Below are 25,022 nucleotides of genomic sequence, written 5' to 3'. Positions count from 1 at the left end.
TGTAGGAGCGAGCTTGCTCGCGAAAAAGGTACAGCCGACGCCACTCAGCGCCTGGAATACCATCGCGAGCAAGCTCGCTCCTACAAGGACCACCGAACTCTTCAGGAAATCACCATGAGCTTTATCACCGAAATCAAAACCTTCGCAGCGTTAGGCAGCGGTGTCATCGGTAGCGGTTGGGTGTCCCGTGCCCTCGCCCATGGTCTGGATGTAGTGGCCTGGGACCCGGCCCCCGGCGCTGAAGCCGCCTTGCGCAAACGCGTCGCCAATGCCTGGGGCGCGCTGGAGAAACAAGGCCTGGCGCCGGGTGCATCGCAGGATCGCCTGCGCTTTGTCGCGACCATCGAAGAGTGCGTGCGCGATGCCGATTTCATCCAGGAAAGCGCCCCGGAGCGACTGGAGCTGAAACTGGACCTGCACAGCAAAATCAGCGCGGCAGCCAAGCCCAATGCATTGATCGGTTCCAGCACCTCTGGCCTGTTACCGAGTGAGTTCTACGAGAGCGCCACGCACCCGGAGCGCTGCGTGGTCGGTCACCCGTTCAACCCGGTTTACCTGCTGCCGTTGGTGGAAGTGGTCGGCGGCAAAAACACTGCCCCTGAAGCAGTGCAAGCCGCGATGAAGGTCTATGAATCCCTGGGGATGCGCCCGCTGCACGTGCGCAAGGAAGTGCCGGGCTTCATCGCCGACCGTCTGCTCGAGGCGCTGTGGCGTGAGGCCCTGCACCTGGTCAACGACGGTGTGGCGACTACCGGTGAAATCGACGATGCCATCCGCTTCGGCGCCGGTTTGCGCTGGTCGTTCATGGGCACGTTCCTGACTTACACCCTGGCCGGTGGCGATGCCGGCATGCGTCACTTCATGGCCCAGTTTGGCCCGGCGTTGCAATTGCCGTGGACCTACCTGCCGGCACCGGAGCTGACCGACAAGCTGATCGACGACGTGGTCGATGGCACCAGCGATCAACTGGGCAAACACAGCATTTCGGCGCTGGAGCGCTATCGTGATGACTGCCTGCTGGCCGTGCTGGAGGCGGTGAAGACCACCAAAGCCAAGCATGGGATGGCGTTCGCCGACTAAACACTGCTACCCCTGTAGGAGCTGGCTTGCCAGCGAAGACGCCCGTACATCCACCGCACTTTCTTTGCGGTCTGACATCGCCTTCGCCGGCAAGCCGGCTCCTACAGGTATTCATGACCTCAGGATTTGATGACATGCCCACCCTCACCACCTACCAAACCACCATCATCCCCGACTGGGTCGACTACAACGGCCACCTTCGCGACGCCTTCTACCTGCTGATTTTCAGCTACGCCACCGACGCGCTGATGGATCGCCTGGGCCTGGACAGCAGCAGCCGCGAAGCCAGCGGCAACTCGCTGTTCACCCTCGAACTGCACCTCAACTACCTGCACGAAGTGAAGCTCGACGCCCAAGTCGAAGTGCACACTCAAATCATTGCCCACGACAGCAAGCGCGTGCACCTCTATCACAGCCTGCATCTGGTCGGTGACGCCCAGGAACTGGCAGGCAACGAACAGATGCTGCTGCACGTGGATCTCGCCGGGCCGCGTTCGGCCCCGTTCAGTGAACAGTCCTTGAGCCGGCTGCAAGCCATCGTCGCCGAACAGGTGGACCTGCCAACACCCGAGTACATTGGCCGAGTGATCGCATTACCCCCAAAAAAATAACAAGGAGATCGCCATGAACACCGCCGCTGCATTTGCCGACTTTCGTACCTATCCGTTGATCAGCGCGCTGACTGGCGTGCAGACTCTGGCGGACCATGTTCTGGTGAAGTGGGCCGATAACCGTGTCAGCCCTTTCCACCATCAATGGCTGCGGGACAACTGCCCGTGCCCGCAATGCGTCTACACAGTGACCCGCGAGCAAGTGCTGGAAATCGTCGATGTGGCTCAAGACCTGATGCCCGATAACGCCCGTATAGACAGCGATGGCTGCCTGGCGGTGGATTGGCAGGACGGCCACGGCAGCCGCTTCGACCCCGGCTGGCTGCGTGCCCACGCCTATGACGATGAATCCCGCGCGGAGCGTCAGCAGCGCAAGCCGAAAGCCAGGCTCTGGTACAGCGATTTGCAGTTGCCGGTGTTCGAGTATCAAGCGCTGATGAACAACTCCGACGCCTTGTTGCAATGGTTGTTGGCGGTACGGGACGTCGGATTGACCCAGGTCCGTGGCGTGCCCACCGAGCCCGGCTCACTGAAACTGATCGCCCAACGGATTTCCTTCATCCGCGAGAGCAATTTCGGCGTGCTGTTCAACGTGCAATCCAAGGCCGACGCCGACAGCAATGCCTACACCGCCTTCAACCTGCCGCTGCACAGCGATTTGCCAACCCGTGAGTTGCAACCGGGGCTGCAGTTCCTGCATTGCCTGGTCAATGACGCCGAGGGTGGCGAGAGCATTTTTGTCGATGGTTTTGCCATCGCCGGCGCCTTGCGCCGGGAAGACCCCGAATCCTTCAGAAGCCTGTGTGAAATCCCCGTGGAGTTTCGCAACAAGGACCGTCACAGCGACTACCGCTGCCTGGCGCCGATCATTGCCGTGGATGTGTTGGGGCAGGTATCGGAAATCCGCATGGCGAACTTTCTGCGCGGACCGTTCGATGCGTCGGTGGAACAGATGCCCAGGCTCTATCGCGCCTACCGGCGCTTTATCACGATGACCCGCGAGCCTCGATTCAGGTTGATGCAGCGGCTCAATCCCGGCGAGCTGTGGTGCTTCGACAACCGCCGCACCCTGCATGCCCGCAACGCCTTCGACCCGGCCACCGGGGCGCGGCATTTCCAAGGCTGCTATGTCGACCGGGATGAGTTGTTGTCGCGCATCCTCGTGTTGCAACGCTAAACCGAGTCATCGTTCATCGCGAGCAAGCTCGCTCCCACATTCGATCGCATTCCTCTGGGAGAACTCGGTTAACTGTGGGAGCGAGCTTGCTCGCGATGGCGCCCGTACAGACACCTCATATTTCCCTGAATCACAGACAAAAAAAGCCCCGATCAAGCCGTGACAGGATCGAGGCAGAGGGTACTGTTGAGGAGCTGCCGTGCGAGGGTGACCAAACCTTCGTGAAGCGAGCTGAGTCCAGTGTGCCCACTACCCCGCGAGCCAGGTTAGCCGAAAACGACATGTTCATAACCAATTGAGCCATTGCGACAATTCGCCCTTGCCGACACCCGGCCCCCCCACCAGAATCGAACCACGACACCGTTCCCTGAAGAAGGATTGCGTCATGATGCACGCCGATTTGATAGACCAGGAAGACCTGTTGGGCCAGCTCAAGTCGTTGGGATTCAACGTACCCAATGGAGCCACCGCCGAGCAGGCTTGCGAGTGCGTGGTAAGGGGCCTGGACGATACTCGGGCGTATGAGCTTCGCAAGATGGTCAAGGAGATGTACACCAGCAGCGCGACGATCCTGCCGGCAGTGCGCCAGGCCATCGACAAACAATTGCTGCCGGCGTTGTCGGAGTACCAGCAAAGCCATCGCGGCTGACAGATCCAATCGCGAGCAAGCTCGCTCCCACAGGTTTTGTGTCGAGAACAAAATTGATGTTCTGACACAGAACCTGTGGGAGCGAGCTTGCTCGCGATGAAGGCGCTACGGTCTAGAGCCTTACACTGGCAAACGTCGACTCATTACGCGCCTGGCTCAGCGCCGACAACGGCCCGGACAACGGCGATAGCACCAACGCTTGCGGCAGCGGCATCATCGCCACTTGCTGGGTAGTGTTGGACCCTACGCGCTCGTCACGCGGTGGAATGCCGAAGTATTCGCGGTAGCACTTGGAGAAGTGCGGCGTGGACACGAAACCACAGACCGACGCCACTTCGATGATCGACATCGGCGTTTGCTTGAGCAATTGCCGGGCGCGGATCAGGCGCAGCTTGAGGTAATAGCGCGACGGTGAGCAGTGCAGGTACTTTTGGAATAGCCGCTCCAGCTGACGTCGCGAAACGGCGACGTACACCGCCAGTTCGTCGAGGTCGATCGGCTCTTCGAGGTTGGCTTCCATCAGCGCCACGATTTCCTGCAACTTCGGCTGGTTGGTGCCGAGCATGTGCTTGAGCGGCACACGCTGGTGATCCTGCTCGTTGCGGATGCGCTCGTAGACGAACATTTCCGAAATGGCCGCCGACAGTTCACGCCCGTGATCGCGGCTGATCAGGTGCAGCATCATGTCCAGCGGCGCGGTGCCGCCCGAGCTGGTGAAACGGTTACGGTCGAGGGTGAACAGACGGGTGCTCATGGCTACCCGTGGGAAAGCTTCCTGCATCGCGGCCAGGCATTCCCAGTGCACGCTGCAATCGAAACCGTCGAGCAAGCCGGCGCAGGCCAGGGCCCAGCTGCCGGTGCACACCGCGCCGAGGCGGCGGGACTGGCGGGCCTGGCTTTGCAGCCACGACACGTGTTCGCGGGTCACCGTGCGTTGAATGCCAATGCCACCGCAAACAATCACGGTGTCCATTGGCGGGGCTTTGTGCATGGAGGCGTCGGGGGTGATCTGCAAGCCGTCACTCGCCCAGACCTGACCGCCATCGACGGTGAGGGTGGTCCAGCGATACAGCTCGCGACCGGACAACTGGTTGGCCATGCGCAGGGGTTCCACTGCGGACGCCAGGGAAATCAGCGTGAAATTGTCCAGCAGCAGAAAGCCGATGGATTGAGGCGCACGGTTCTGGGGTTGGGCCCCGGAGTTGAACGTCGTCATCGCGGTATCTCCTCACACAAAGCGGGTGATGGCCTCAGGCGGAGGCTCTTTTTATGGCCATCGTTCTCGCGTGGGAGACGGGCTTTGTAATGACAGAGCAATTGCCATGCCTATTTTTGAATGCGCGTTCAATAACTCCTGAAAACGACGTCGGAATGTGTCTGCATATGTCTTGCAAGGCAGGGGGATTTAAATGGCCATCAGGGCTGGCAAGCGCCCTGGCCACAAGCTGTGAGCAATTCGGTAGCACTTGTGGGAACGGCGTTGCGCCGCGATGGAAAGGAGTGTCACCGCAGGCACGGGTGACGGGCGGTCGAAGGCCGGTTGGCCCTCGATCAGTGGCAAGACGATTTATCTGTGAGCGACGCGCCAAAAGGTGGCGCGTTTTAATTCGGGTGTTCACTTAGCGCGCAGTTTTGACTGGTCTGGCGCTATCGCGAGCAAGCTCGCTCCCACAGGGATCAGGGTGAACACAATTTTTGTGACCGACGCAAAACCTGTGGGAGCGAGCTTGCTCGCGATGAAGACGACTCGGTCTCAGCACTCCACCGCACTCACCGCCAACCCACCCCGCGATGTCTCCTTATATTTGTCATGCATGTCGGCACCGGTATCGCGCATGGTGCGGATCACCCGGTCCAGCGAAATAAAGTGCTGGCCATCACCGCGCAATGCCATTTGCGCCGCATTGATCGCCTTCACCGCAGCAATCGCGTTGCGCTCGATGCACGGCACCTGGACCAGCCCACCCACCGGGTCGCAGGTCAGGCCGAGGTTGTGCTCCAGACCGATCTCCGCCGCGTTGCACAGTTGCTCTGGTGTGGCGCCAAGAATTTCCGCCAGCCCGGCCGCCGCCATGGCGCAGGCCGAACCGACTTCGCCCTGGCAGCCGACTTCGGCACCGGAGATCGAGGCGTTCTTCTTGCACAGGATTCCCACTGCCGCCGCACTGAGGAAGTAATCCACGACATTGGCGTCGGTCACTGCTTCGCTGAACTTCATGAAGTAGTGCAGTACCGCCGGAATGATCCCCGCCGCGCCGTTGGTCGGTGCCGTGACCATGCGCCCGCCAGCGGCGTTTTCTTCGTTGACCGCCAGGGCGAACAGGTTGACCCACTCCATGGCGCTCAAGGTCGAGCCGATCACGTTGGGTTTGTTCAGTTCCTGCAGGCTACGGTGCAGCTTGGCCGCACGACGGCGCACGTTCAGCCCGCCGGGCAGGATGCCTTCGTGCTTCAGGCCTTGTTCGACGCAATCTTGCATGGCGCGCCAGAGCTTCATCAGGCCGCTGCGGATTTCGTCCTCGCTGCGCCACACCCTCTCGTTAGCCATCATTAACTCAGCCACGCGCAGCTTGTGCTTTTTGCACAGCTCCAGCAGCTCGGCCGCACTGGAAAAGTCATAAGGCAACACAGTGCGGTCGAGGTCGACGACACCGCTGGAGGCCTGAGCCTCATCGACGACAAAACCGCCGCCAACCGAATAGTAGGTGTCGCGATGCAACTCGCCGTCTTCACCCTCGACTATCAAGGTCATGGCGTTGGGATGGAATGGCAGGTTCTCGTCGATCAGGCGCATGTCCCGGGACCAGATGAAGGGCACCGGCAAGCGACTGTCGAGCAGCAGCGTATCGCTCTCGCGCAGGGTGGCGATGCGGATGCCGATTTGCGACGGATCGATCGCATCCGGCCACTCGCCCATCAGGCCCATGATCACGGCATTGTCGCTGCCGTGGCCGATACCGGTGGCCGACAAAGAGCCGAACAGCTGGACTTCGACACGCCGCACCTGCTCAAGCAACCCGCGCTCGCGCAGGCCCTGCACAAACAAAGCCGCCGCCCGCATGGGCCCCACGGTATGTGAACTGGAAGGGCCGATGCCGATTTTGAACAGGTCGAAAACACTGATAGCCATTACTGCCGAACTCCTGGATGGGCCCACTGCGTACGCAAAAGCGCACGGTGACGGAGCTGCTACGCTCAAGCTGCAATCCGCCGAGATGAGCGCATCATCAAGCTTTTATCCAGTTGTTCGACGTCTCTAACCGACGCACTCATGCCCAGCAGCGCCGCGTGTCTTTTACGCCGTGTTTTCGCCGCTTTTTTGCGGTTCAGAGGGGAAAATCGGGCGGAAAAAATCTGTAAACGACGTCACCGACACTGGATGCGACCATCCCTGTACTGGATACGACGCACCCTGTAGGCGTCAGATTTTCACTGGTACATGATCATATCGACTCGATTGCAAGGCGACGTGGTAGAGCTGTCTCCAGAACGCCACCCAACCGCAACCTATAAGTGCGGTGGTCCAGTCGGAACACTGCCAAAAAAAACACCAAGGAGTCCATCCATGAAAGGTTCCCCGTCGTTGTTGTTGGCCGCCATGCTTAGTCTGCCGGTTCTGGCGCAAGCTGCAGAACCGGCGCAGTGCAGCACCGTAAACTTCTCCGATGTCGGCTGGACCGATATCACCGCGACTACCGCGACCACCAGCGTCGTGCTCAATGCCCTTGGCTACAAGACCAAGACCACCATGATTTCCGTGCCCGTGACCTACAAGTCGCTGGCTGACGGCAAGAACATGGACGTGTTCCTGGGCAACTGGATGCCGACCATGGAAAACGACATCAAGGCTTACCGCGATGCCGGCACCGTGGAAACCGTGCGTACCAACCTCAAGGGCGCCAAGTACACCCTCGCCGTCCCTCAAGCGCTGTACGACAAGGGGCTGCATGACTTCGCCGATATCGCCAAATTCAAGAAGGAACTCGATGGCAAGATCTACGGCATCGAGCCTGGCAACGACGGCAACCGCCTGATCCAGTCGATGATCGACAAGAACGCCTTCGGCCTCAAGGACGCCGGCTTCAAGGTCGTCGAGTCCAGCGAAGCCGGCATGCTGTCGCAGGTCGACCGCGCGCAGAAACGCGACACCGCCGTGGTGTTCCTCGGCTGGGCGCCGCACCCGATGAACAAGCGCTTCAAGATTCAATACCTGACCGGTGGTGATGACTTCTTCGGCCCGGACTTCGGTGCCGCCACCGTGGCGACCAACACCCGCAAGGGTTATGCGCAGGAGTGCAGCAACGTCGGCCTGTTGCTGAAGAACCTGGAGTTCACCGTCGACATGGAAAGTGAACTGATGGGCAACATCCTGGACGACAAGATGAAGCCTGACGCGGCCGCCAAGGCCTGGCTGAAAAAGAATCCACAGGTGCTCGATACCTGGCTCGCTGGCGTGACCACCATTGACGGTAAACCTGGCCTGGAGGCCGTGAAAGCCAAACTGACGCCTTGAATTAGGGAGCATCGCTTATGCCGGACGGCCCACACCGTCCGGGCTGTTAATTACCTTGCATGCGGACGTTCACTACCATGCTGATTGATCAGAAAATACCCCTAGGCCAGTACATCGCGGGCTTTGTTGAATGGTTGACGCAACACGGCGCCAGCACCTTCGACGCAATCGCCGTGTCTCTGGAAACGATGATCCACGGCGTGACCTTTGCGCTGACCTGGTTCAACCCGCTGGCACTGATCGGCCTAATCGCACTACTGGCACATTTCATTCAACGTAAATGGGGTCTGACCGCGTTTGTCGTTGCCTCCTTTCTGCTGATCCTCAATCTGGGGTACTGGCAGGAAACCATGGAAACCCTCGCCCAGGTGATGTTCGCCACCCTGGTCTGCGTGGTCATCGGCGTGCCGCTGGGCATCGTCGCCGCGCACAAGCCGATGTTCTATACTTTAATGCGTCCGGTACTCGATCTGATGCAGACCGTACCGACTTTCGTGTACCTCATTCCTACCCTCACCCTCTTCGGGCTGGGTGTGGTCCCGGGCCTGATCTCCACGGTGGTGTTCGCGATTGCCGCGCCCATCCGCCTGACTTACCTGGGTATCCGCGATGTACCGGAAGAGTTGATGGACGCCGGCAAGGCCTTTGGCTGCTCGCGCCGTCAGCTGCTCTCGCGGATCGAACTGCCCCACGCCATGCCAAGCATTGCGGCAGGCATCACCCAGTGCATCATGCTGTCCCTTTCGATGGTGGTGATCGCCGCACTGGTGGGCGCCGATGGCCTGGGCAAACCGGTGGTCAACGCACTGAACACTGCTGATATCGCCCTGGGCTTCGAAGCAGGCCTGGCGATCGTACTGCTGGCGATCATGCTCGACCGTATCTGCAAACAACCCGACGCCAAAGTAGGGGGTGACGCATGAGCATTATTCGCTTCGATAACGTTGACGTTATCTTCTCCAAGGATCCACGCGAGGCGCTCAAGCTGCTGGATCAGGGCATGACCCGTAACGAGATCCTGAAAAAGACCGGGCAGATTGTCGGCGTTGAAAAAGCCAGCCTGGATATCGAAAAAGGTGAAATCTGCGTACTGATGGGCCTGTCCGGCTCCGGCAAGTCCAGCCTGTTGCGCTGCATCAACGGCCTCAACACTGTCAGCCGCGGCAAGTTGTTCGTCGAGCACGAAGGCAAGCAGATCGACATCGCGTCCTGCAGCCCCGCCGAACTGAAAATGATGCGCACCAAGCGCATTGCGATGGTGTTCCAGAAGTTCGCCCTGATGCCCTGGTTGACCGTTCGCGAAAACATCAGCTTCGGCCTGGAAATGCAGGGTCGTCCCGAGAAAGAACGACGCAAACTGGTGGACGAAAAGCTTGAGCTGGTGGGCCTGGCCCAGTGGCGCAACAAGAAACCCGATGAGCTGTCCGGTGGTATGCAGCAACGCGTGGGCCTGGCCCGTGCCCTGGCGATGGACGCTGACATTCTGCTGATGGACGAACCGTTCTCGGCACTCGACCCGCTGATCCGCCAGGGCCTGCAAGACGAACTGCTGGAACTGCAACGCAAACTGCACAAGACCATCGTCTTCGTGAGCCACGACCTCGATGAAGCGCTGAAACTCGGCAGCCGTATCGCGATCATGAAAGACGGCCGGATCATCCAGTACAGCAAGCCGGAAGAAATCGTCCTCAACCCTGCGGACGACTATGTGCGGACCTTCGTGGCCCACACCAACCCGCTGAACGTACTGTGCGGTCGCAGCCTGATGCGCACCCTGGACAACTGCAAACGCATCAACGGTTCGGTATGCCTCGATCCGGGCGGCGATTCGTGGCTGGACCTGGCCGAGGGCAACACCATCAAGGGCGCTCGCCAGAACGGGTCTGCCCTGGACTTGCAGAACTGGGTACCGGGTCAAGCCGTTGAAGGCCTGGGTCGTCGACCAACCCTGGTGGACTCGAACATCGGCATGCGCGATGCGCTGCAGATTCGTTATCAGACCGGCAACAAACTGGTGCTGCACGACAACAACAACAAGGTGGTGGGGATTCTCGGCGACAGCGAGCTGTATCACGCGCTGCTCGGCAAGAACCTGGGGTAAGGCAACAGAAACGAAAACGCCGCGAGAGATCGCGGCGTTTTCGTTTGAGCAGGTTATTTGTATCGACGCCATCTCTGTAGGAGCCGGCTTGCCGGCGAAGGCGGTGCGTCAGACACACCGCGGTGGATCCTTCGCTGGCAAGCCAGCTCCTACAAAAGCTATGCGGTGCAACAGGTTTCGTTCACTCAGCTATAGACGCGGCCAAGGAGCTGCCGATGGCTTTCAAACTGATCGAGCACGTCACGGGTGATCTGATCCTGGGTGAAGCCCATCAAGTCGTAGTCCTGGCTGCCGTTGTGCAGGTACACCTCGGCACGGTAGTAACGCTGACGCGCCTCATCGGACTGAGCCGATTCGGTCGGCGTGGCCAGGTAACCGTCCAGGCTCACTTCGTAGACAAACGGGTTGCCCTCTTCCATCTCGATCCGCAGGCCCATGCAACGCTTGGACTTGCCCAGAAGTGTCTGGACTTCCAGACCTTGAGCACGCATTTGCGTCGATGCGTCCTGCAATGCCGGGCTCACATGCTTGTCCATGAAGCGTTGAACGACCGACTGGCTCGGTTGCAGGTCCAGTTGGGTCAAACGCTCGCTGAAACCACGGCGACCGCGTGCTGCCAACTCGGCTTGTTCCTGTTCGATCTGCACGTCCTGGCGCATGGCCTTGTGCAAGCCGAACATGAAGAATACCAGCACCACCGAGAACGGCAGGCCAGCCAGCACCACCATGGTTTGCATGGCTTCGAAGTTGCCGGCGAACAGCAGGCCGATGGTCACCAGGGTGATCACCGCCGACCAGAAGATCCGCAGCCAGTGCGGTGCGTCTTCATCGACGGTGCCGCCCTTGCAGGACAGGTTGGCCATCATCACCGCGCCGGAATCCGCCGGGGTCAGGAACAGCACAAAACCGACAAAGATCGACACACCGATCACTACTTTCGACGCCGGGTAATGCTCAAGCAACTGGTAGATCGCCATGGACGGCTGTTCCAGCGCCGTCTTCCCGAGTTCTACCGCCCCGTGGTTCATCACCAGGTCCAGGGCCGAGTTGCCGAAGATCGACAGCCACGCCAGAGTGAAGCCCAGCGGAATCAGCAGCACGCCGGCGACCAGCTCGCGCACCGTGCGGCCACGGGAAATACGCGCGATGAACATGCCCACGAATGGCGCCCAGGAAATCCACCAGGCCCAGTAGAACAGGGTCCACAGGCCCAGCCAGCGGTCGGATTTCTCACTGTCGCCTTCGTACACATAGAGGTCGAAAGTCTTCAGCACCACGCCGTTCAGGTAATCACCGACGTTCTGCACGAAGCCGTTGAGCAGGTGCAGGGTCGGGCCAAACAACAGGACGAAAATCAGCAGGCCGCTGAACAGCACGATGTTGAGGTTGGACAGACGGCGGATGCCGTTTTCCACACCCGACACGGCAGCGATGGTCGCCACGGTGCTCATCACAATGATCACGATCAACAGGTTGGTGTTGCTGTGCTCCATACCGAACAGGTTTTCCAGCCCCGACGACACTTGCAGCGAACCAATCCCCAGGTTGGTCACCAGACCCAGCAGGGTCACGAACATGCCAAAACCGTCCACCGCATGCCCGGCCGCGCCCTTGACCCAACGCTCGCCCACCAGCGGATACAGCGCCGAACGCAACGCCAACGGCTGGTTATGACGGTAAGCAAAGTAGGCAACGGCCAGACCGACCAGTGCGTAAATCGCCCAGCCGTGCAGGCCCCAGTGCAGGAATGTCAGCTGCACGGCCTGACGGGCGGCAAGGTTGCTGCCGGCCACGCCTTCCGGTGGGTTGAAGTAGTGGTCGAGCGGCTCGGAAGCACCGAAGTACAGCAACGAGATGCCGATACCCGACGAAAACAGCATCCCCGCCCAGGCGCCGTAGCTGAAGTCCGGGGTGTCGTCCTTGCTGCCGAGCTTGAGTTTGCCGTAGGTCGAAAACGCCAGGCCGACCACAAAAACCAGATAAGCAGCGATCACCACCATGTAGTACCAGCCGAAGCTGCGGGACAACCAGGCCTGGGCAATGCCGAGCATTCTGCCGGCCTCTTGCGGGGCGATGATCAGAATGGCGGTCAACAACAGAATCAACGCGGTAGAGGTGTAGAACACCCAACCGTTGACCGTCACCTTCTCGGGTGGGGTCTTTATTAGCGAGGCAGAACTCATGGCACAGATGCTCCGGGCAGTGCGAGAGAAGAACGCAAGACAAACGGGTTACCCGACCAATCGGTTAGTGGGCAGCCGACCGGCGGGTGATATAAAGACAGCCCGAAAAAAGCCCGAAACCCCTGGAGCGCCGCAGCGCGTAGGTTTCGAGCAGTTTCGGAAGTCGTTTTTTCCGTCGCTACATGTAGGAAAAATCTGTAGGCAGCGACGATTTGTCGCAGATCTTATTCTTTGTTGATTGAACGTTCAATCAAAACAAAATAGACTGGCCTTCAACCCGGTAGCCGTCCTGCGTCCACCGGAAGGCCTAAGGAGATGTGCAAGATGCCCAAGGTCGGTATGCAACCCATCCGCCGCCAGCAATTGATCGAAGCCACTTTGCAGGCCGTCGATCGGGTCGGAATGGGGGACGCCAGCATTGCGCTGATCGCCCGTTTGGCCGGTGTCTCGAACGGCATCATCAGTCACTACTTTCAGGACAAGAATGGCCTGATCGCCGCCACCATGGGGCACCTGATGACGGTCCTGAGCGAGAGCGTCACCGCGCGCCGACAGGCGCTGAAAGATGACAGCCCCCGGGCGCATCTGCAGGTGATCATCGAAGGCAACTTCGACGCCAGCCAGGTCAATGGCCCGGCAATGAAAACCTGGCTGGCCTTCTGGGCCACCAGCATGCACCAGCCGTCTTTGCACAGGTTGCAGCGGATCAACGATCACCGTCTGTATTCCAACCTGTGCTGCCAGTTCCGCCGTGTGCTGCCGCTCAATGATGCGCGCAGTGCCGCCCGGGGCCTGGCAGCGTTGATCGACGGTTTGTGGTTGCGCGGCGCGCTGTCGGGAGATGCTTTCGACACTGAGCAGGCGCAACGGATCGCTTACGAATACATGGATACACAACTGGCCAAGCGGGTGAGTTAGAGCACACATAAACGCTCAACCACCGGACCGTGCCAACCACTTAATGCTCTTGCGAGGACTCTATGGCCCGTTTCGAACTGCAAAAACTCTACATCGATGGCGCTTACAGTGACGCCAGCAGCGACGCCACTTTCGAAGCCATCAACCCGGCTAACGGTGAAGTCCTCGCAACAGTACAACGTGCGACCAAGGAAGACGTCGAGCGCGCGGTGGTCAGTGCCGAAAAGGGCCAGAAAATCTGGGCTGCAATGACCGCGATGGAGCGTTCGCGCATCCTGCGTCGTGCCGTGGAAATCCTGCGCGAGCGCAACGACGAACTGGCTGCCCTGGAAACCCTGGACACCGGCAAGGCCTACTCCGAAACCCGCTACGTCGACATCGTCACCGGTGCTGACGTGCTGGAGTACTACGCAGGCCTGGTACCGGCCATCGAAGGCGAGCAGATCCCGCTGCGCACCACTTCGTTCGTCTACACCCGTCGCGAGCCGCTGGGCATCGTGGCCGGTATCGGCGCGTGGAACTACCCGATCCAGATCGCTCTGTGGAAATCCGCACCTGCCCTGGCGGCCGGTAACGCGATGATCTTCAAGCCAAGTGAAGTTACCTCGCTGACCACCCTGAAACTGGCCGAGATCTACACCGAAGCCGGCGTGCCGGCTGGCGTGTTCAACGTCCTGACCGGCAGCGGCCGCGAAGTCGGCACCTGGCTGACCGAGCACCCGCGCATCGAGAAAGTCTCGTTCACCGGCGGCACCGACACCGGCAAGAAAGTCATGGCCAGTGCTTCGGCTTCGTCGCTCAAGGACGTGACCATGGAACTGGGCGGCAAATCCCCGCTGATCATCTGCGACGACGCCGACCTCGATCGCGCTGCCGACACCGCGATGATGGCCAACTTCTACAGCTCCGGCCAGGTCTGCACCAACGGCACTCGCGTGTTCGTACCGGCCCATCTGAAAGCCGCTTTCGAAGCCAAGATCGTTGAACGCGTTGCACGCATCCGCGTCGGCAACCCGCAAGACGAGAACACCAACTTCGGCCCGCTGGTCAGCTTCGCCCACATGGAAAGCGTGCTGGGTTACATCGCCAAGGGCAAGGAAGAAGGCGCCCGCGTCCTGTGCGGCGGCGAACGCCTGACCGACGGCGAATTCGCCAAAGGTGCATTCGTGGCCCCGACCGTGTTCACCGACTGCACCGACGACATGACCATCGTGCGTGAAGAAATCTTTGGCCCGGTGATGGCGATCCTCACCTACGAAACCGAAGAAGAAGTGATCCGTCGCGCCAACGACACCGACTTCGGCCTGGCCGCCGGTATCGTCACCCGCGACCTGAACCGCGCGCACCGCGTGATTCATCAACTGGAAGCCGGTATCTGCTGGATCAACGCCTGGGGCGAGTCCGACGCGAAGATGCCGGTCGGCGGCTACAAGCAGTCGGGTGTCGGCCGTGAGAACGGCATCAGCTCGCTGAACAACTTCACCCGCATCAAATCGGTACAGGTCGAGCTGGGCGATTACGTCTCGGTGTTCTAACTCCGAGTCTTGTATTGCCTGCGAGGGCCTCTTCGCGGGCAAGCCCGTTCCTACAAAGGGCAGCGCATGACCTGTAGGAGCTGGCTTGCCAGCGAATCGAGTGCGCAGCGCTCGCCAAGGCGCGACCTGACCAACTTCAAAGAGGGTGCATTCAATGTCCCAAGAATTCGATTACATCATCATTGGTGCCGGCTCGGCCGGTAACACCCTGGCGACCCGTCTGACCGAAGACGCCGGCGTCACCGTCCTGCTGCTCGAAGCGGGCGGCCCGGACTACCGCTTGGACTTCCGCACGCAAATGCCGGCCGCCCTGGCGTTCCCGCTGCAAGGCCGTCGCTACAACTGGGCCTACGAAACCGATCCTGAGCCACACATGGACGGCCGCCGGATGGAATGCGGTCGCGGCAAGGGCCTGGGCGGTTCCTCGCTGATCAACGGCATGTGCTACATCCGCGGCAATGCCATGGACTACGACGGCTGGGCGAAACTGCCAGGCCTGGAAGACTGGTCGTACCTGGACTGCCTGCCGTATTTCCGTAAAGCGGAAACCCGTGACATCGGCCCGAACGACTACCACGGTGGCGACGGCCCGGTCAGCGTGACCACGCCTAAAGCCGGCAACAACCCGCTGTTCCACGCCATGGTTGAAGCCGGCGTGCAGGCCGGTTACCCGCGTACCGAAGACTTGAACGGCTACCAGCAGGAAGGCTTCGGCCCGATGGACCGCACCGTAACGCCCAAGGGTCGTCGTGCCTCCACCGCCCGCGGTTACCTGGACGTCGCCAAGAAGCGTTCGACCCTGACCATCGTCACTCATGCCCTGACCGACAAGATACTGTTCGAAGGCAAGCGTGCGGTCGGCGTGCGTTACCTGGTCGGCGCCGCTGAAGAGCGTGTTGAAGTCAAGGCACGCAAGGAAGTGCTGCTGTGCTCCGGCGCCATCGCTTCGCCGCAGATCCTGCAACGCTCCGGCGTCGGTCCGGCCGAGTTGCTGAACAAGCTCGACATTCCGGTGGTCCACGACCTGCCGGGCGTCGGTGAAAACCTGCAGGATCACCTTGAGCTGTACCTGCAATACGCTTGCACTCAACCGGTCTCGCTGTACCCGTCGCTGCTCTTGCACAACCAGCCGGCCATCGGTGCCGAATGGCTGTTCAACGGCACCGGCATCGGCGCCAGCAACCAGTTCGAAGCCGGCGGTTTCATTCGCACCCGTCCGGAATTCGAATGGCCGAACATCCAGTACCACTTCCTGCCGGTGGCGATTAACTACAACGGCAGCAACGGTGTGAAAGAGCACGGTTTCCAGGCGCACATGGGCTCCATGCGTTCGCCAAGCCGTGGTCGCATCCAGGCCAAGTCCAAGGACCCGCGCCAGTACCCGAGCATCCTGTTCAACTACATGGCCACCGAGCAGGACTGGCAGGAATTCCGCGACGGCATCCGCCTGACCCGTGAAATCATGCAGCAGCCTGCGCTGGACGCCTTCCGTGGCCGCGAGATCAGCCCGGGCATCGACGTGCAAAGCGACGAGCAGCTGGACAAGTTCATCCGCGAGCACGCCGAAACCGCGTTCCACCCGTCCTGCTCGTGCAAGATGGGCACCGACGAGATGGCCGTGGTCGATAGCGAAGGTCGCGTGCATGGCATGCAAGGCCTGCGTGTGGTCGATGCCTCGATTATGCCGATCATCACCACCGGCAACCTCAACGCACCCACGATCATGATGGCCGAGAAAATCGCCGACAAGATCCGTGGCCGCAAACCGTTGCCGCGCAGCACTGCCACTTACTATGTGGCGGGTGAAGCGCCGGTGAAGGGCAAACCGGTGCGGGAAGTGAGCCAGACTGCTGCGTAACAGTTCACGCACTTGCTTCAAACAAAACCGTCAACCTTTCCGGGTTGGCGGTTTTTTTCGGCTAACACAAGCTGCTTACAACAAACAACAATCTTCACACCAAGTAACTAAAAACAATTACAAGCTCTCAACAAAACTCGTTACACATGTATTCACACGAACTTAAAAACCTCCATTACTATCCGCGCCCCGTTTCAGCCGGACGCGAGCAGTTTCAATGGAGATCAAGGACATGCCTGACATCGACCTAGCCAAGGACCTAAGTTACTTTCGAGACAGAATATCCAAAGAAAAAACAATCACCCTGGACTTCAGCTATTTGGCTGGCGTCGTTGAGTCATGGTGGAAAAAAAACAGCCACCACGATACGCACGTCTTAAAAACACAACTGGTTAACCTTTTTCTAACTTACCTGCGTACCGAAGACACTTTCTACTTTGACAAAGTAGGGCTGGCAAATGGATGCGCGGCCGTCTGCATCAAAAGTGTATTCAGCCTTGACTCGCCAAAACTCGCTTTAACGGTGCACGAGGCTTTGTCGGACCTGTTTCATCTCACTGACATTAAATACGAATACGAAGAACACAAAGCACTGTATCTAAAGCCCTCTGCTGAGAAATATCGGGAATGGGGCAATGGCCATGGCGATATCACACCGCACTCCGATGACTTATATGAAAACCTGAATGTCGATTTCCTGGCCCTGACCGTTTGCCGTGACGTCACGAAAACCCCCACCGCCTATTATTTCCCAAGCGATCTACTTTGCGATTTAAACGACGAGGAGATGCGCGAATTATTGACGATGCAAGCAACGTTCATTTCCGGCAAAAACGTCAGCGGCTTAAAGGAACGGGTTCGTCACGTAGTTGAGTTTTCCGAACTCTACGGTTTTCATTTTTCGCTGGATTTCCGCATTGATTCGGAGAACGGTGAGCGGATGCGCGCAAAAAATGGCGGCCAGCACGTCCTGGACAAAATCCGCGCTGGCCTGCCAAGCGCAAAACACCATGTTTCAACAGCTGAAACCGGTACGTTCCTGATCGTAGCCAACCACAAGATACTGCATGCCCGCCCGATGCTGAACATCGATACCAACGAGGCTCGCGAACAAGCGCACAACTCGACATTCAACACAACGCCTCGATTACTGTTCCGAAGCAAGGGCCCTAGAAAGCACTACTTCCCACTGGATGAAACAACCTATACGCGGGTGGCCCATTGATGGTGACTCCAGATACATCCACTCGATCTTCGGCTGCCAACGTTTTTATTGAAGGTGCACGCGACGCAATCACGTTTGGCGTCGCGTTCATTTTCCTGTACTTATCCATAGGAATTTTAAGCGCGACGCAATCGTTATCATTAAGCCAAGCGCTTGCAACGACCCTGTTGATATTCTCCACTCCACTGCAGTTTCTGCTAATACAAAGCTATAACGACGGATGGATATTGCTCCCCATCATCGTGGCGCTCAACGCGCGCTTCGTACTGCTTTCCGCAACACTTGCCCCCTATATAAGAAACACTTCCACCACGAAAACCATGGTTTCCTTGATTCTGATCACACCCTCGATATTCACAGGGTGCGTCACTCGATTCAAGCGTAAAGCCGACCACCCCTTCACTTACATGATCGGCCTTGGTCTTCCAATATTTGGCGTATCGATTATCTGCACCTATATCGGCTTCATCGCCGGTGCAGAACTCACCTCACCGGTCATCTATGCAGCGATGACACTTCTGCTACCGCTGCAATTTACCGCTTTGGCCGGCAAGCACTGGCCTCATTATTCGGAAGTATCGAGTTACTGGCTAGGCTTTGTCGGCGCACCATTACTGGTCTATCTATTCAAGGATTACAGCTTGCTCTGCACGCCTTTTATAATCGGCGGATTGATCGTGCTAATTGAAAACAATTACAAAAAACGAGGTGGCGTAGCTCCATGACAATCTGGCTTCTTATTGCATTTTCCGCCCTTACCGCTTTTGCATTTCGTGCCCTTCCCTTTGCCTTCAAAAACAGCACCGCACTTACGCAAACCCAAGGTTCCTTTTATCGGTTTATCAGCTACAGCGCACAAGCAATGTTGGGAGTCATCATTTACGACACTGCATTCAACAAGAAGGATGCGCTGACACTGATACAGCAATTTGAAACGCTGGATGCACTGAAGCTGTTCTTGCTAGTCGGCACCTTCATCGCGGTGGCCAAAACAAGAAAAATTCTGCCTGCTTTTTTTGCAAGCCTATCCATTTATGTTGCAGCTTTCGTTTATCTGAACGGCTGAATGCAGTACTTTGCCTGACAGTGGAATTGTTCGCGAGCAAGCTGCAATGGCTGTTCGCGAACTCAATCATCAGCCAATTCGTCACGCGCCCTCTGCACTTCCTAATCTTTTGCGCCACTGCTCCGCCCTTGATCCGCCCCCCTTCGCAGGCCTAATCTAGCGCCACGCAATCGTTTCACCCCTCCCCTCGCAGCACCGCTCCACCGCCACTCCATACCCAGGAGGTTCACGAATGTTCGATTTCCATCCCCAGCTCAAGCAGCGCTTCGCTGCCTTGCGCACGGGTGCTGAATTCTTTTCCCTGCGTTATGTGCGCGAATCCGGGCAGTACCTGTCGGTGCGCAAGAACGTCGCCGAACCGCCGAGCCTGAGCCGTGACGAAGGGGCGATGCTGACCGTGTGGGTCAATGGCGTCGAGGCCTATGCGGCCACCAACGATCTGTCGCAACAGGGCCTGCAGGCCGCCCTCGAACGCGCCGAACTCCAGGCCCGTCGACTCAAGCCCCACGCCTTGCTGGACCTGCGCGAGCAGGCTGTTTCCAGCGACCACGCCGATTACTTTTCGCCCAACCTCGACCAGGCCTTTCCGTCCCTGAGCGACTGCTACCAGTTGCTCGGCACCGAGTCGGCCGCCGTGCCCAAGGACGAGCGCCTGGTGAACTGGCAGGTCAGCCTCGGCATCACCCACGTCGAGCAGATTTACCTCAACAGCGCCGGTGCCGAACTGCGCCAGGCCCAACGCTTTGTCTACCCTGGCCTGGACGTCACGGCCTACGACGGCAACGACAGCCAGACCCGCAGCCTTGGCCGCGAGAATTTCGGCCAGCAAGGCGCGGCGGACGTCATCAGCCGCTGCGGCCTGATCGGTGCCGGTGCCCAGGTGGCCGATCAGGCCCTGCAATTGCTCCTGGCGCCGAACACCCCGCAAGGCAAGCGCGACCTGCTGCTGATGCCCGACCAGATGATGCTGCAAATCCACGAGTCCATCGGCCATCCGCTGGAGCTGGACCGCATCCTCGGCGACGAGCGCAACTACGCCGGCACCAGTTTCGTCAAAGCCAGCGACTTCGGCCGCCTGCAATACGGTTCCCGCCTGCTCAACGTGACCTTCGACCCGGACATCCCCGAGGAACTCGCCAGCTACGGCCATGACGACGACGGCACGCCCGCCAGCAAACAGTTCCTGATCCGTGAAGGCCTGTTGCTGCGGCCGCTGGGTGGTGCGTTGTCGCAATTCCGTGCCGGCATGGACGGCGTCGCCAACAGCCGTGCCTGCGGCTGGAACCGCCCGCCCATCGACCGCATGGCCAACCTCAACATCGAGCCTGGCGATCAGTCCATCGAGCATCTGATCGGCGGTATCGAACACGGCGTGCTGATGTCGACCAACCGTTCATGGTCGATCGACGATGCGCGCAACAAATTCCAGTTCGGCTGCGAATGGGGCCAAATTATCGAAAACGGCGAACTCAAGGGCGTGGTCAAGAACCCCAATTACCGAGGCATCTCCGCGCAGTTCTGGAAGAGCCTCAGCGCTGTCGGCGATGCCAGTACCTTCAAGGTCCTCGGCACACCGAACTGCGGCAAGGGCGAACCGAACCAGGTGATCCGCGTCGGCCACGCATCACCGGCCTGCGTATTCAGCAATGTCGATGTATTCGGAGGAGACGCCTGATGAATCCTTCAATCAGCCAGTCCACGTCGTTCAAGGCGCTGGTCAACAGTTTGCGTGAGGCGCTTCTCGAGCCCGAGCAGTTCACCCTCAGCTACGCCGCCGAGTCGTCGGCCTTCGTCCGTTTCAACCACGCCAAGGTGCGTCAGGCCGGTCAGGTGCAACAGGCAAGTATCGGCCTGAAGCTGATCAACGAAGGCCGCCATGCCGACCTGCACATCACCCTGGCCGGCGATCCACAGGTGGATGCGCAGCGCCTGAGCGAAGGTCTGCAACAGTTGCGTGAAACTCTGCCACTGCTGCCAGCGGACCCGTTCTTGCTGCTCAACCACAATGGCTGGCAGAGCAGCAACGTGCAGTCGCACCCGCTGCCGGACACCGAGCAGGTCGTCGCGCAAATCACCCAGGCCGCCGAAGGCCTGGATCTGGTCGGGTTCTATGCTGCAGGGCCTATCAGTCGTGGCTTTGCCAGTTCTTCGGGCGCCTTCGGCTGGCATCAGGCCAACAGTTTCAATTTCGACTTCAGCCTGTTCCACGAGAATGGCCAGGCTGTGAAAGCCAGCTACGCCGGACACGACTGGAGCAGCGAAGGCTTTGCCAAACGCTTCCAGCAAGCCCGCGAACAGCTTGAGTTTCTGGGTCGGCCGCTGCGCACCTTGGCGCCCGGCCAGTACCGCGCCTACCTGGCACCGGCGGCGCTGGAAGAAATCATGGGCATGCTGTGCTGGGGTGGTTTCTCGGCACAGTCGATTGCCAGCAAAAGCAGTCCGCTGCAAAAGCTCTACGGTGGCGACAGCGCGTTCAGCTCGCTGGTCTCGCTGGATGAAAAAGTCAGCGGTTCGCTGAGCCCGGCGTTTTCCGATGAGGGTTATCCACGCAGCGACCTGGCGTTGATCATCGACGGCAAGGCCGGGGCGCAACTGGTCGGCTCGCGCAGCGCCGCCGAATACGGTTTGACTGCCAATGGCGCCAGCGGCGGTGAATCACCGAGCGCACTGAACATGAAAGCCGGGGTATTGCCTGACGCGGACATCCTCAAGCAATTGGGCACGGGGCTGTACATCAGCAACCTGTGGTACCTGAACTTCTCGGATCAACCAGCCGCACGCCTGACCGGCATGACCCGCTTTGCCACGTTCTGGGTCGAGAACGGCGAGATCCAGGCACCGGTCAGCACCATGCGTTTTGATGACAGCGCTTTCAGCCTGCTCGGTTCGCAACTGGAAGCGTTGACCGAGGAGCGGGAGTTGTTGCTGTCGGCCAGTACCTACAGCCAGCGGGCGACGGCTTCGGCGTTGTTGCCGGGGGCGCTGGTCAGCCGATTGACCCTGACCCTGTAAACACAACACCCTGTAGGAGCTGGCTTGCCAGCGAAGGGGCCGTCAAGGCCGCCAAAAGCTTCGCTGGCAAGCCAGCTCAATGTCGATGAAACCCTGCCAAGAGGTCCCATGCCCAACCGCCCGCCTCTCGACGCTGTCACCGCCCGTTGGGTGCCGTGGGTCGTCGCCATCGCCTTCTTCATGCAGTCCCTCGACGGGACGATTCTCAACACTGCCCTGCCAGCCATGGCCCGCGACTTGGCCGAAGACCCATTGCGCATGCAGGGCGTGATCATCGCCTACATGCTCACGGTCGCGTTGCTGATCCCGGCTTCGGGCTGGATTGCCGATCGCTTCGGCACCCGAAAGATCTTCTTCAGCGCGATACTGTTGTTCAGCTTCGGTTCGCTGCTCTGCGCGCTGTCGAGCAGCTTGAGCATGCTGATCGGTGCCCGGGTGATTCAGGGCCTGGGTGGCGCGTTGATGCTGCCGGTCGGGCGGCTGGTGGTGTTGCGCGCCTACCCGCGTTCGGAACTGGTGCGGATCATGGGTTTCATCACCATTCCCGGGTTGCTCGGCCCTTTGATCGGTCCGACCATGGGCGGCTGGATGGTGCAATACCTGACCTGGCACTGGATCTTCCTGATTAACCTGCCCGTCGGCGTCGTCGGTTGCTACGCCGTGTGGAAATTCATCCCCGACCTTCGCGGTACCGAGCGCACCCGTTTCGATAGCCTGGGATTCGTGCTGTTCGGCGCGGCGATGATTCTGATCACCATCGCCATGGAAGGCCTGGGCGAGCTACACCTGCCGCATTTGCGGGTAATGTTGCTGCTGTTTGGCGGCATGGCTTGCCTGGCGGCGTATTGGCTGCGTGCCGGGCATATCGAGAACCCGCTGTTCGCGCCGTCGCTGTTCAAGACCCGGACCTTTGCCGTGGGCATTCTCGGCAACCTATTCGCCCGCCTCGGCAGCGGCGCCCTGCCCTTTCTGGTGCCATTGCTGTTGCAAGTGGCGCTGGGCTATTCGCCGTCCCAGGCCGGGATGAGCATGCTGCCGCTGGCGGCGGCGGCGATGATCGCCAAGTGGGTCGCGCGGCCGCTGATCGAGCGTTGGGGTTATCGCATCGTGCTCACCGGCAACACCCTGGCGCTGGGGATCATGCTGGCGAGCATGGGCCTGGTCAGCGAGCAGACGCCGTACTGGCTGCTGCTGTGCCTGCTGGCGATCCTCGGGGCGATCAACTCCTTGCAGTTCACCGCGATGAACACCGTGACCCTGATCGACCTCGACGACGCCAGCGCCAGCAGCGGCAACAGCCTGCTGTCGGTGGTCGCGCAACTGTCCCTGAGCCTGGGGGTTGCGTGTGCGGGTGCGTTACTCGGCGGGTTTACTGCCGAGATCGGAAACGACGGCGTGCAGACAGTTCTGGGCGCGTTTCAACTGACGTTTGTGACGGTGGGAATCATGGCCATGCTCGCCGCAACCATCTTCTCCCAGCTCTCGAAGCAAGACGGACGGCGTGTCAAACGTCCGGAACAGCACATCGAACCTTAGGGCGAATGGCCACCGGGCTGGTACACTGCGCGACATTTTGTTTTGCAGGCCAGTCCCGTGACCACCATCGCCACCGAATTTAATACTTTGCCGCTGTCCGCCGCCATGCTGGCTAACCTCGACTCCCTCGGTTATGCCCAGATGACGCCGATTCAGGCGCAAAGCTTGCCGGTGATCCTCAAGGGGATGGACCTGATCGCCCAGGCCAAGACCGGCAGCGGCAAGACCGCCGCGTTCGGCATCGGCCTGCTGAACCCGATCAACCCGCGCTACTTCGGTTGCCAGGCGCTGATCCTGTGCCCTACCCGCGAGCTGGCTGACCAGGTCGCCAAGGAAATCCGTCGCCTGGCCCGTGCCGAAGACAACATCAAGGTCCTGACCCTGTGCGGCGGCGTGTCCCTCGGCCCGCAGATCGCTTCGCTGGAACATGGCGCGCACATCATCGTCGGCACCCCGGGCCGTATTCAGCAGCACCTGCGCAAGGGCTCGCTGGTACTCCACGGCCTCAACACCCTGATCCTCGACGAAGCCGACCGCATGCTCGACATGGGCTTCTACGATTCCATCGAAGAAATCATCATGCAGGCCCCGGAGCGTCGCCAGACCCTGCTGTTCTCCGCCACCTACCCGGTAGGCATCAAGCAGTTGGCCTCGAAGTTCATGCGTAACCCGCAGCAAGTGAAGGCCGAAGCGTTCCACGACGACACGCAGATCGAGCAGCGCTTCTACGAGATTTCCCCGGACGACCGCATGAGTGCGGTGACCAAGGTGCTTGGCCACTTCCGCCCGGCCTCCTGCGTGGCCTTCTGCTACACCAAGCAGCAGGTTCAGGAAACCGTCGACCACCTGACCGCCAAAGGCATTTCCGCCGTCGGCCTGCACGGCGATCTGGAACAGCGTGACCGCGACCAGGTGCTGGCGATGTTCGCCAACCGCAGTACTTCGGTGCTGGTTGCCACCGACGTCGCGGCCCGTGGCCTCGACATCGATTCCCTGGACATGGTGATCAACGTCGAACTGGCCCGTGATTCGGAAATCCACATCCACCGTGTCGGCCGTACCGGTCGTGCCGGTGAGAAAGGCCTCGCGATCAGCCTTGTCGCGCCGTCCGAAGCACAGCGCGCACAAGCCATTGAGCAATTGCAGCAGACGCCGCTGACCTGGGATCAGGTCGACAACCTCACCTCCAAAGGCGGTGGCCCGCTGCTGCCGCAGATGAGCACGCTGTGCATCGCTGCCGGCCGTAAGGACAAGGTTCGTCCGGGCGACATTCTCGGCGCACTGACCGGTGACGCCGGCATCCCCGGTGCCCAGGTCGGCAAGATCGCGATTTTCGACTTCCAGGCCTATGTGGCCGTGGAGCGCGGCGTCGCCAAGCAGGCCTTGCAGCGCCTGAACGACGGCAAGATCAAGGGCCGTTCGTTGCGCGTGCGTATTTTGTAAGCGATCTTCCAACCAAAGAAGATCCCCCTGTGGGAGCGAGCCTGCTCGCGAATGCATTCTGTCTGTTAGCCGATGGTTGACTGACACACCGCTTTCGCAAGCAGGCTCGCTCCCA

Annotated in this window: 20 protein-coding genes; 17 read left to right on the top strand and 3 right to left on the bottom strand. The window is 59.8% G+C overall.

What is annotated here, in order from left to right:
• Positions 1-114: 114 nt before the first annotated feature.
• The 4 genes from ACM6IK_RS04960 (at position 115) to ACM6IK_RS04945 (ending at position 3,517) form a co-directional block, all read left to right on the top strand.
• Positions 115-1,080, top strand: a complete 966-nt coding sequence (locus ACM6IK_RS04960) for an L-carnitine dehydrogenase (protein WP_223546975.1) — start codon at positions 115-117, stop codon at positions 1,078-1,080.
• 134 nt (positions 1,081-1,214) lie between these two features.
• Entirely contained in the window at positions 1,215-1,691 is a 477-nt protein-coding gene (locus tag ACM6IK_RS04955; protein ID WP_414873395.1) for a thioesterase family protein, read from the top strand.
• A gap of 13 nt (positions 1,692-1,704) precedes the next feature.
• The gene (locus ACM6IK_RS04950; RefSeq protein WP_414873394.1) at positions 1,705-2,868 is read left to right on the top strand and encodes a gamma-butyrobetaine dioxygenase; all 1,164 of its coding nucleotides are present in this window, start codon (positions 1,705-1,707) and stop codon (positions 2,866-2,868) included.
• A gap of 385 nt (positions 2,869-3,253) precedes the next feature.
• Positions 3,254-3,517, top strand: a complete 264-nt coding sequence (locus ACM6IK_RS04945) for a hypothetical protein (protein ID WP_414873393.1) — start codon at positions 3,254-3,256, stop codon at positions 3,515-3,517.
• 112 nt (positions 3,518-3,629) lie between these two features.
• Here the strand turns inward: ACM6IK_RS04945 and ACM6IK_RS04940 are convergent, their stop codons facing one another.
• Together ACM6IK_RS04940 and ACM6IK_RS04935 are read right to left on the bottom strand one after the other, a co-directional pair.
• Positions 3,630-4,733, bottom strand: a complete 1,104-nt coding sequence (locus ACM6IK_RS04940; protein ID WP_007975492.1) for a GlxA family transcriptional regulator — start codon at positions 4,731-4,733, stop codon at positions 3,630-3,632.
• A 537-nt stretch (positions 4,734-5,270) separates the two neighbouring features.
• Positions 5,271-6,647, bottom strand: coding sequence for an L-serine ammonia-lyase (locus ACM6IK_RS04935; protein ID WP_414873392.1), 1,377 nt, complete (start codon positions 6,645-6,647; stop codon positions 5,271-5,273).
• Positions 6,648-7,082: 435 nt separating this feature from the next.
• Here ACM6IK_RS04935 and ACM6IK_RS04930 point away from each other — a divergent pair, with 435 nt between their 5' ends.
• The 3 genes from ACM6IK_RS04930 (at position 7,083) to choV (ending at position 10,131) form a co-directional block, all read left to right on the top strand.
• A complete protein-coding gene (locus ACM6IK_RS04930) occupies positions 7,083-8,030 on the top strand; it encodes a choline ABC transporter substrate-binding protein (protein ID WP_223531479.1) in 948 nt (315 codons plus the stop codon).
• A 77-nt stretch (positions 8,031-8,107) separates the two neighbouring features.
• On the top strand, positions 8,108-8,953 hold the full coding sequence (choW, locus tag ACM6IK_RS04925; protein WP_108216985.1) for a choline ABC transporter permease subunit: 846 nt from the start codon (positions 8,108-8,110) through the stop codon (positions 8,951-8,953).
• A complete protein-coding gene (choV, locus tag ACM6IK_RS04920; RefSeq protein ID WP_108216986.1) occupies positions 8,950-10,131 on the top strand; it encodes a choline ABC transporter ATP-binding protein in 1,182 nt (393 codons plus the stop codon). Before choW ends, choV begins: the two co-directional genes overlap by 4 nt.
• Positions 10,132-10,316: 185 nt before the next feature.
• Here the strand turns inward: choV and ACM6IK_RS04915 are convergent, their stop codons facing one another.
• A complete protein-coding gene (locus ACM6IK_RS04915) occupies positions 10,317-12,257 on the bottom strand; it encodes a BCCT family transporter (RefSeq protein WP_414873473.1) in 1,941 nt (646 codons plus the stop codon).
• 381 nt (positions 12,258-12,638) lie between these two features.
• On the opposite strand from ACM6IK_RS04915, the gene betI reads away from it, so the two are divergent.
• The 10 genes from betI to dbpA all read left to right on the top strand — a co-directional run bounded on the left by betI (position 12,639) and on the right by dbpA (position 24,907).
• Positions 12,639-13,232 carry a transcriptional regulator BetI gene (betI, locus tag ACM6IK_RS04910; protein ID WP_108216988.1) on the top strand — a complete coding sequence of 198 codons (594 nt, stop codon included), beginning with the start codon at positions 12,639-12,641 and terminating at the stop codon, positions 13,230-13,232.
• A gap of 62 nt (positions 13,233-13,294) precedes the next feature.
• A complete protein-coding gene (gene betB / locus ACM6IK_RS04905) occupies positions 13,295-14,767 on the top strand; it encodes a betaine-aldehyde dehydrogenase (RefSeq protein WP_414873391.1) in 1,473 nt (490 codons plus the stop codon).
• A gap of 154 nt (positions 14,768-14,921) precedes the next feature.
• Positions 14,922-16,625 carry a choline dehydrogenase gene (gene betA / locus ACM6IK_RS04900; protein ID WP_414873390.1) on the top strand — a complete coding sequence of 568 codons (1,704 nt, stop codon included), beginning with the start codon at positions 14,922-14,924 and terminating at the stop codon, positions 16,623-16,625.
• Between the two features lie 232 nt (positions 16,626-16,857).
• The gene (locus ACM6IK_RS04895; RefSeq protein ID WP_414873389.1) at positions 16,858-17,850 is read left to right on the top strand and encodes a hypothetical protein; all 993 of its coding nucleotides are present in this window, start codon (positions 16,858-16,860) and stop codon (positions 17,848-17,850) included.
• Positions 17,850-18,575, top strand: coding sequence for an AzlC family ABC transporter permease (locus tag ACM6IK_RS04890; RefSeq protein WP_414873388.1), 726 nt, complete (start codon positions 17,850-17,852; stop codon positions 18,573-18,575). The genes ACM6IK_RS04895 and ACM6IK_RS04890 overlap by 1 nt, the downstream gene beginning before the upstream one ends.
• Entirely contained in the window at positions 18,572-18,916 is a 345-nt protein-coding gene (locus tag ACM6IK_RS04885; protein ID WP_414873387.1) for an AzlD domain-containing protein, read from the top strand. Before ACM6IK_RS04890 ends, ACM6IK_RS04885 begins: the two co-directional genes overlap by 4 nt.
• A gap of 232 nt (positions 18,917-19,148) precedes the next feature.
• Positions 19,149-20,591, top strand: coding sequence for a TldD/PmbA family protein (locus ACM6IK_RS04880; protein ID WP_414873386.1), 1,443 nt, complete (start codon positions 19,149-19,151; stop codon positions 20,589-20,591).
• Positions 20,591-21,928 (top strand): TldD/PmbA family protein, encoded by a 1,338-nt coding sequence (locus ACM6IK_RS04875; RefSeq protein WP_414873385.1) that lies wholly within the window; start codon positions 20,591-20,593, stop codon positions 21,926-21,928. The genes ACM6IK_RS04880 and ACM6IK_RS04875 overlap by 1 nt, the downstream gene beginning before the upstream one ends.
• Before the next feature lie 108 nt (positions 21,929-22,036).
• Positions 22,037-23,464: a multidrug transporter subunit MdtD gene (gene mdtD, locus ACM6IK_RS04870; protein WP_414873384.1), complete on the top strand. Its 1,428-nt coding sequence runs from the start codon at positions 22,037-22,039 to the stop codon at positions 23,462-23,464.
• A 105-nt stretch (positions 23,465-23,569) separates the two neighbouring features.
• Positions 23,570-24,907: an ATP-dependent RNA helicase DbpA gene (dbpA, locus tag ACM6IK_RS04865; protein WP_256678226.1), complete on the top strand. Its 1,338-nt coding sequence runs from the start codon at positions 23,570-23,572 to the stop codon at positions 24,905-24,907.
• The last annotated feature ends 115 nt before the right edge of the window (positions 24,908-25,022 follow it).

Origin of the sequence: Pseudomonas sp. IT-196MI5, assembly GCF_949767415.1 — a bacterium.
Classification (GTDB): domain Bacteria; phylum Pseudomonadota; class Gammaproteobacteria; order Pseudomonadales; family Pseudomonadaceae; genus Aquipseudomonas.
This window is presented reverse-complemented; position numbering and strand designations above follow the sequence as displayed.

Bases quoted from the DNA above. Each gene is read 5' to 3' on its own strand.
- ACM6IK_RS04960 (WP_223546975.1), top strand. From the start codon at position 115: ATGAGCTTTATCACCGAAATCAAAACCTTCGCAGCGTTAGGCAGCGGT.
- ACM6IK_RS04955 (WP_414873395.1), top strand. From the start codon at position 1,215: ATGCCCACCCTCACCACCTACCAAACCACCATCATCCCCGACTGGGTC.
- ACM6IK_RS04950 (WP_414873394.1), top strand. From the start codon at position 1,705: ATGAACACCGCCGCTGCATTTGCCGACTTTCGTACCTATCCGTTGATC.
- ACM6IK_RS04945 (WP_414873393.1), top strand. From the start codon at position 3,254: ATGATGCACGCCGATTTGATAGACCAGGAAGACCTGTTGGGCCAGCTC.
- ACM6IK_RS04940 (WP_007975492.1), bottom strand. From the start codon at position 4,733: ATGACGACGTTCAACTCCGGGGCCCAACCCCAGAACCGTGCGCCTCAA.
- ACM6IK_RS04935 (WP_414873392.1), bottom strand. From the start codon at position 6,647: ATGGCTATCAGTGTTTTCGACCTGTTCAAAATCGGCATCGGCCCTTCC.
- ACM6IK_RS04930 (WP_223531479.1), top strand. From the start codon at position 7,083: ATGAAAGGTTCCCCGTCGTTGTTGTTGGCCGCCATGCTTAGTCTGCCG.
- choW (WP_108216985.1), top strand. From the start codon at position 8,108: ATGCTGATTGATCAGAAAATACCCCTAGGCCAGTACATCGCGGGCTTT.
- choV (WP_108216986.1), top strand. From the start codon at position 8,950: ATGAGCATTATTCGCTTCGATAACGTTGACGTTATCTTCTCCAAGGAT.
- betI (WP_108216988.1), top strand. From the start codon at position 12,639: ATGCCCAAGGTCGGTATGCAACCCATCCGCCGCCAGCAATTGATCGAA.
- betB (WP_414873391.1), top strand. From the start codon at position 13,295: ATGGCCCGTTTCGAACTGCAAAAACTCTACATCGATGGCGCTTACAGT.
- betA (WP_414873390.1), top strand. From the start codon at position 14,922: ATGTCCCAAGAATTCGATTACATCATCATTGGTGCCGGCTCGGCCGGT.
- ACM6IK_RS04895 (WP_414873389.1), top strand. From the start codon at position 16,858: ATGCCTGACATCGACCTAGCCAAGGACCTAAGTTACTTTCGAGACAGA.
- ACM6IK_RS04890 (WP_414873388.1), top strand. From the start codon at position 17,850: ATGGTGACTCCAGATACATCCACTCGATCTTCGGCTGCCAACGTTTTT.
- ACM6IK_RS04885 (WP_414873387.1), top strand. From the start codon at position 18,572: ATGACAATCTGGCTTCTTATTGCATTTTCCGCCCTTACCGCTTTTGCA.
- ACM6IK_RS04880 (WP_414873386.1), top strand. From the start codon at position 19,149: ATGTTCGATTTCCATCCCCAGCTCAAGCAGCGCTTCGCTGCCTTGCGC.
- ACM6IK_RS04875 (WP_414873385.1), top strand. From the start codon at position 20,591: ATGAATCCTTCAATCAGCCAGTCCACGTCGTTCAAGGCGCTGGTCAAC.
- mdtD (WP_414873384.1), top strand. From the start codon at position 22,037: ATGCCCAACCGCCCGCCTCTCGACGCTGTCACCGCCCGTTGGGTGCCG.
- dbpA (WP_256678226.1), top strand. From the start codon at position 23,570: ATGCTGGCTAACCTCGACTCCCTCGGTTATGCCCAGATGACGCCGATT.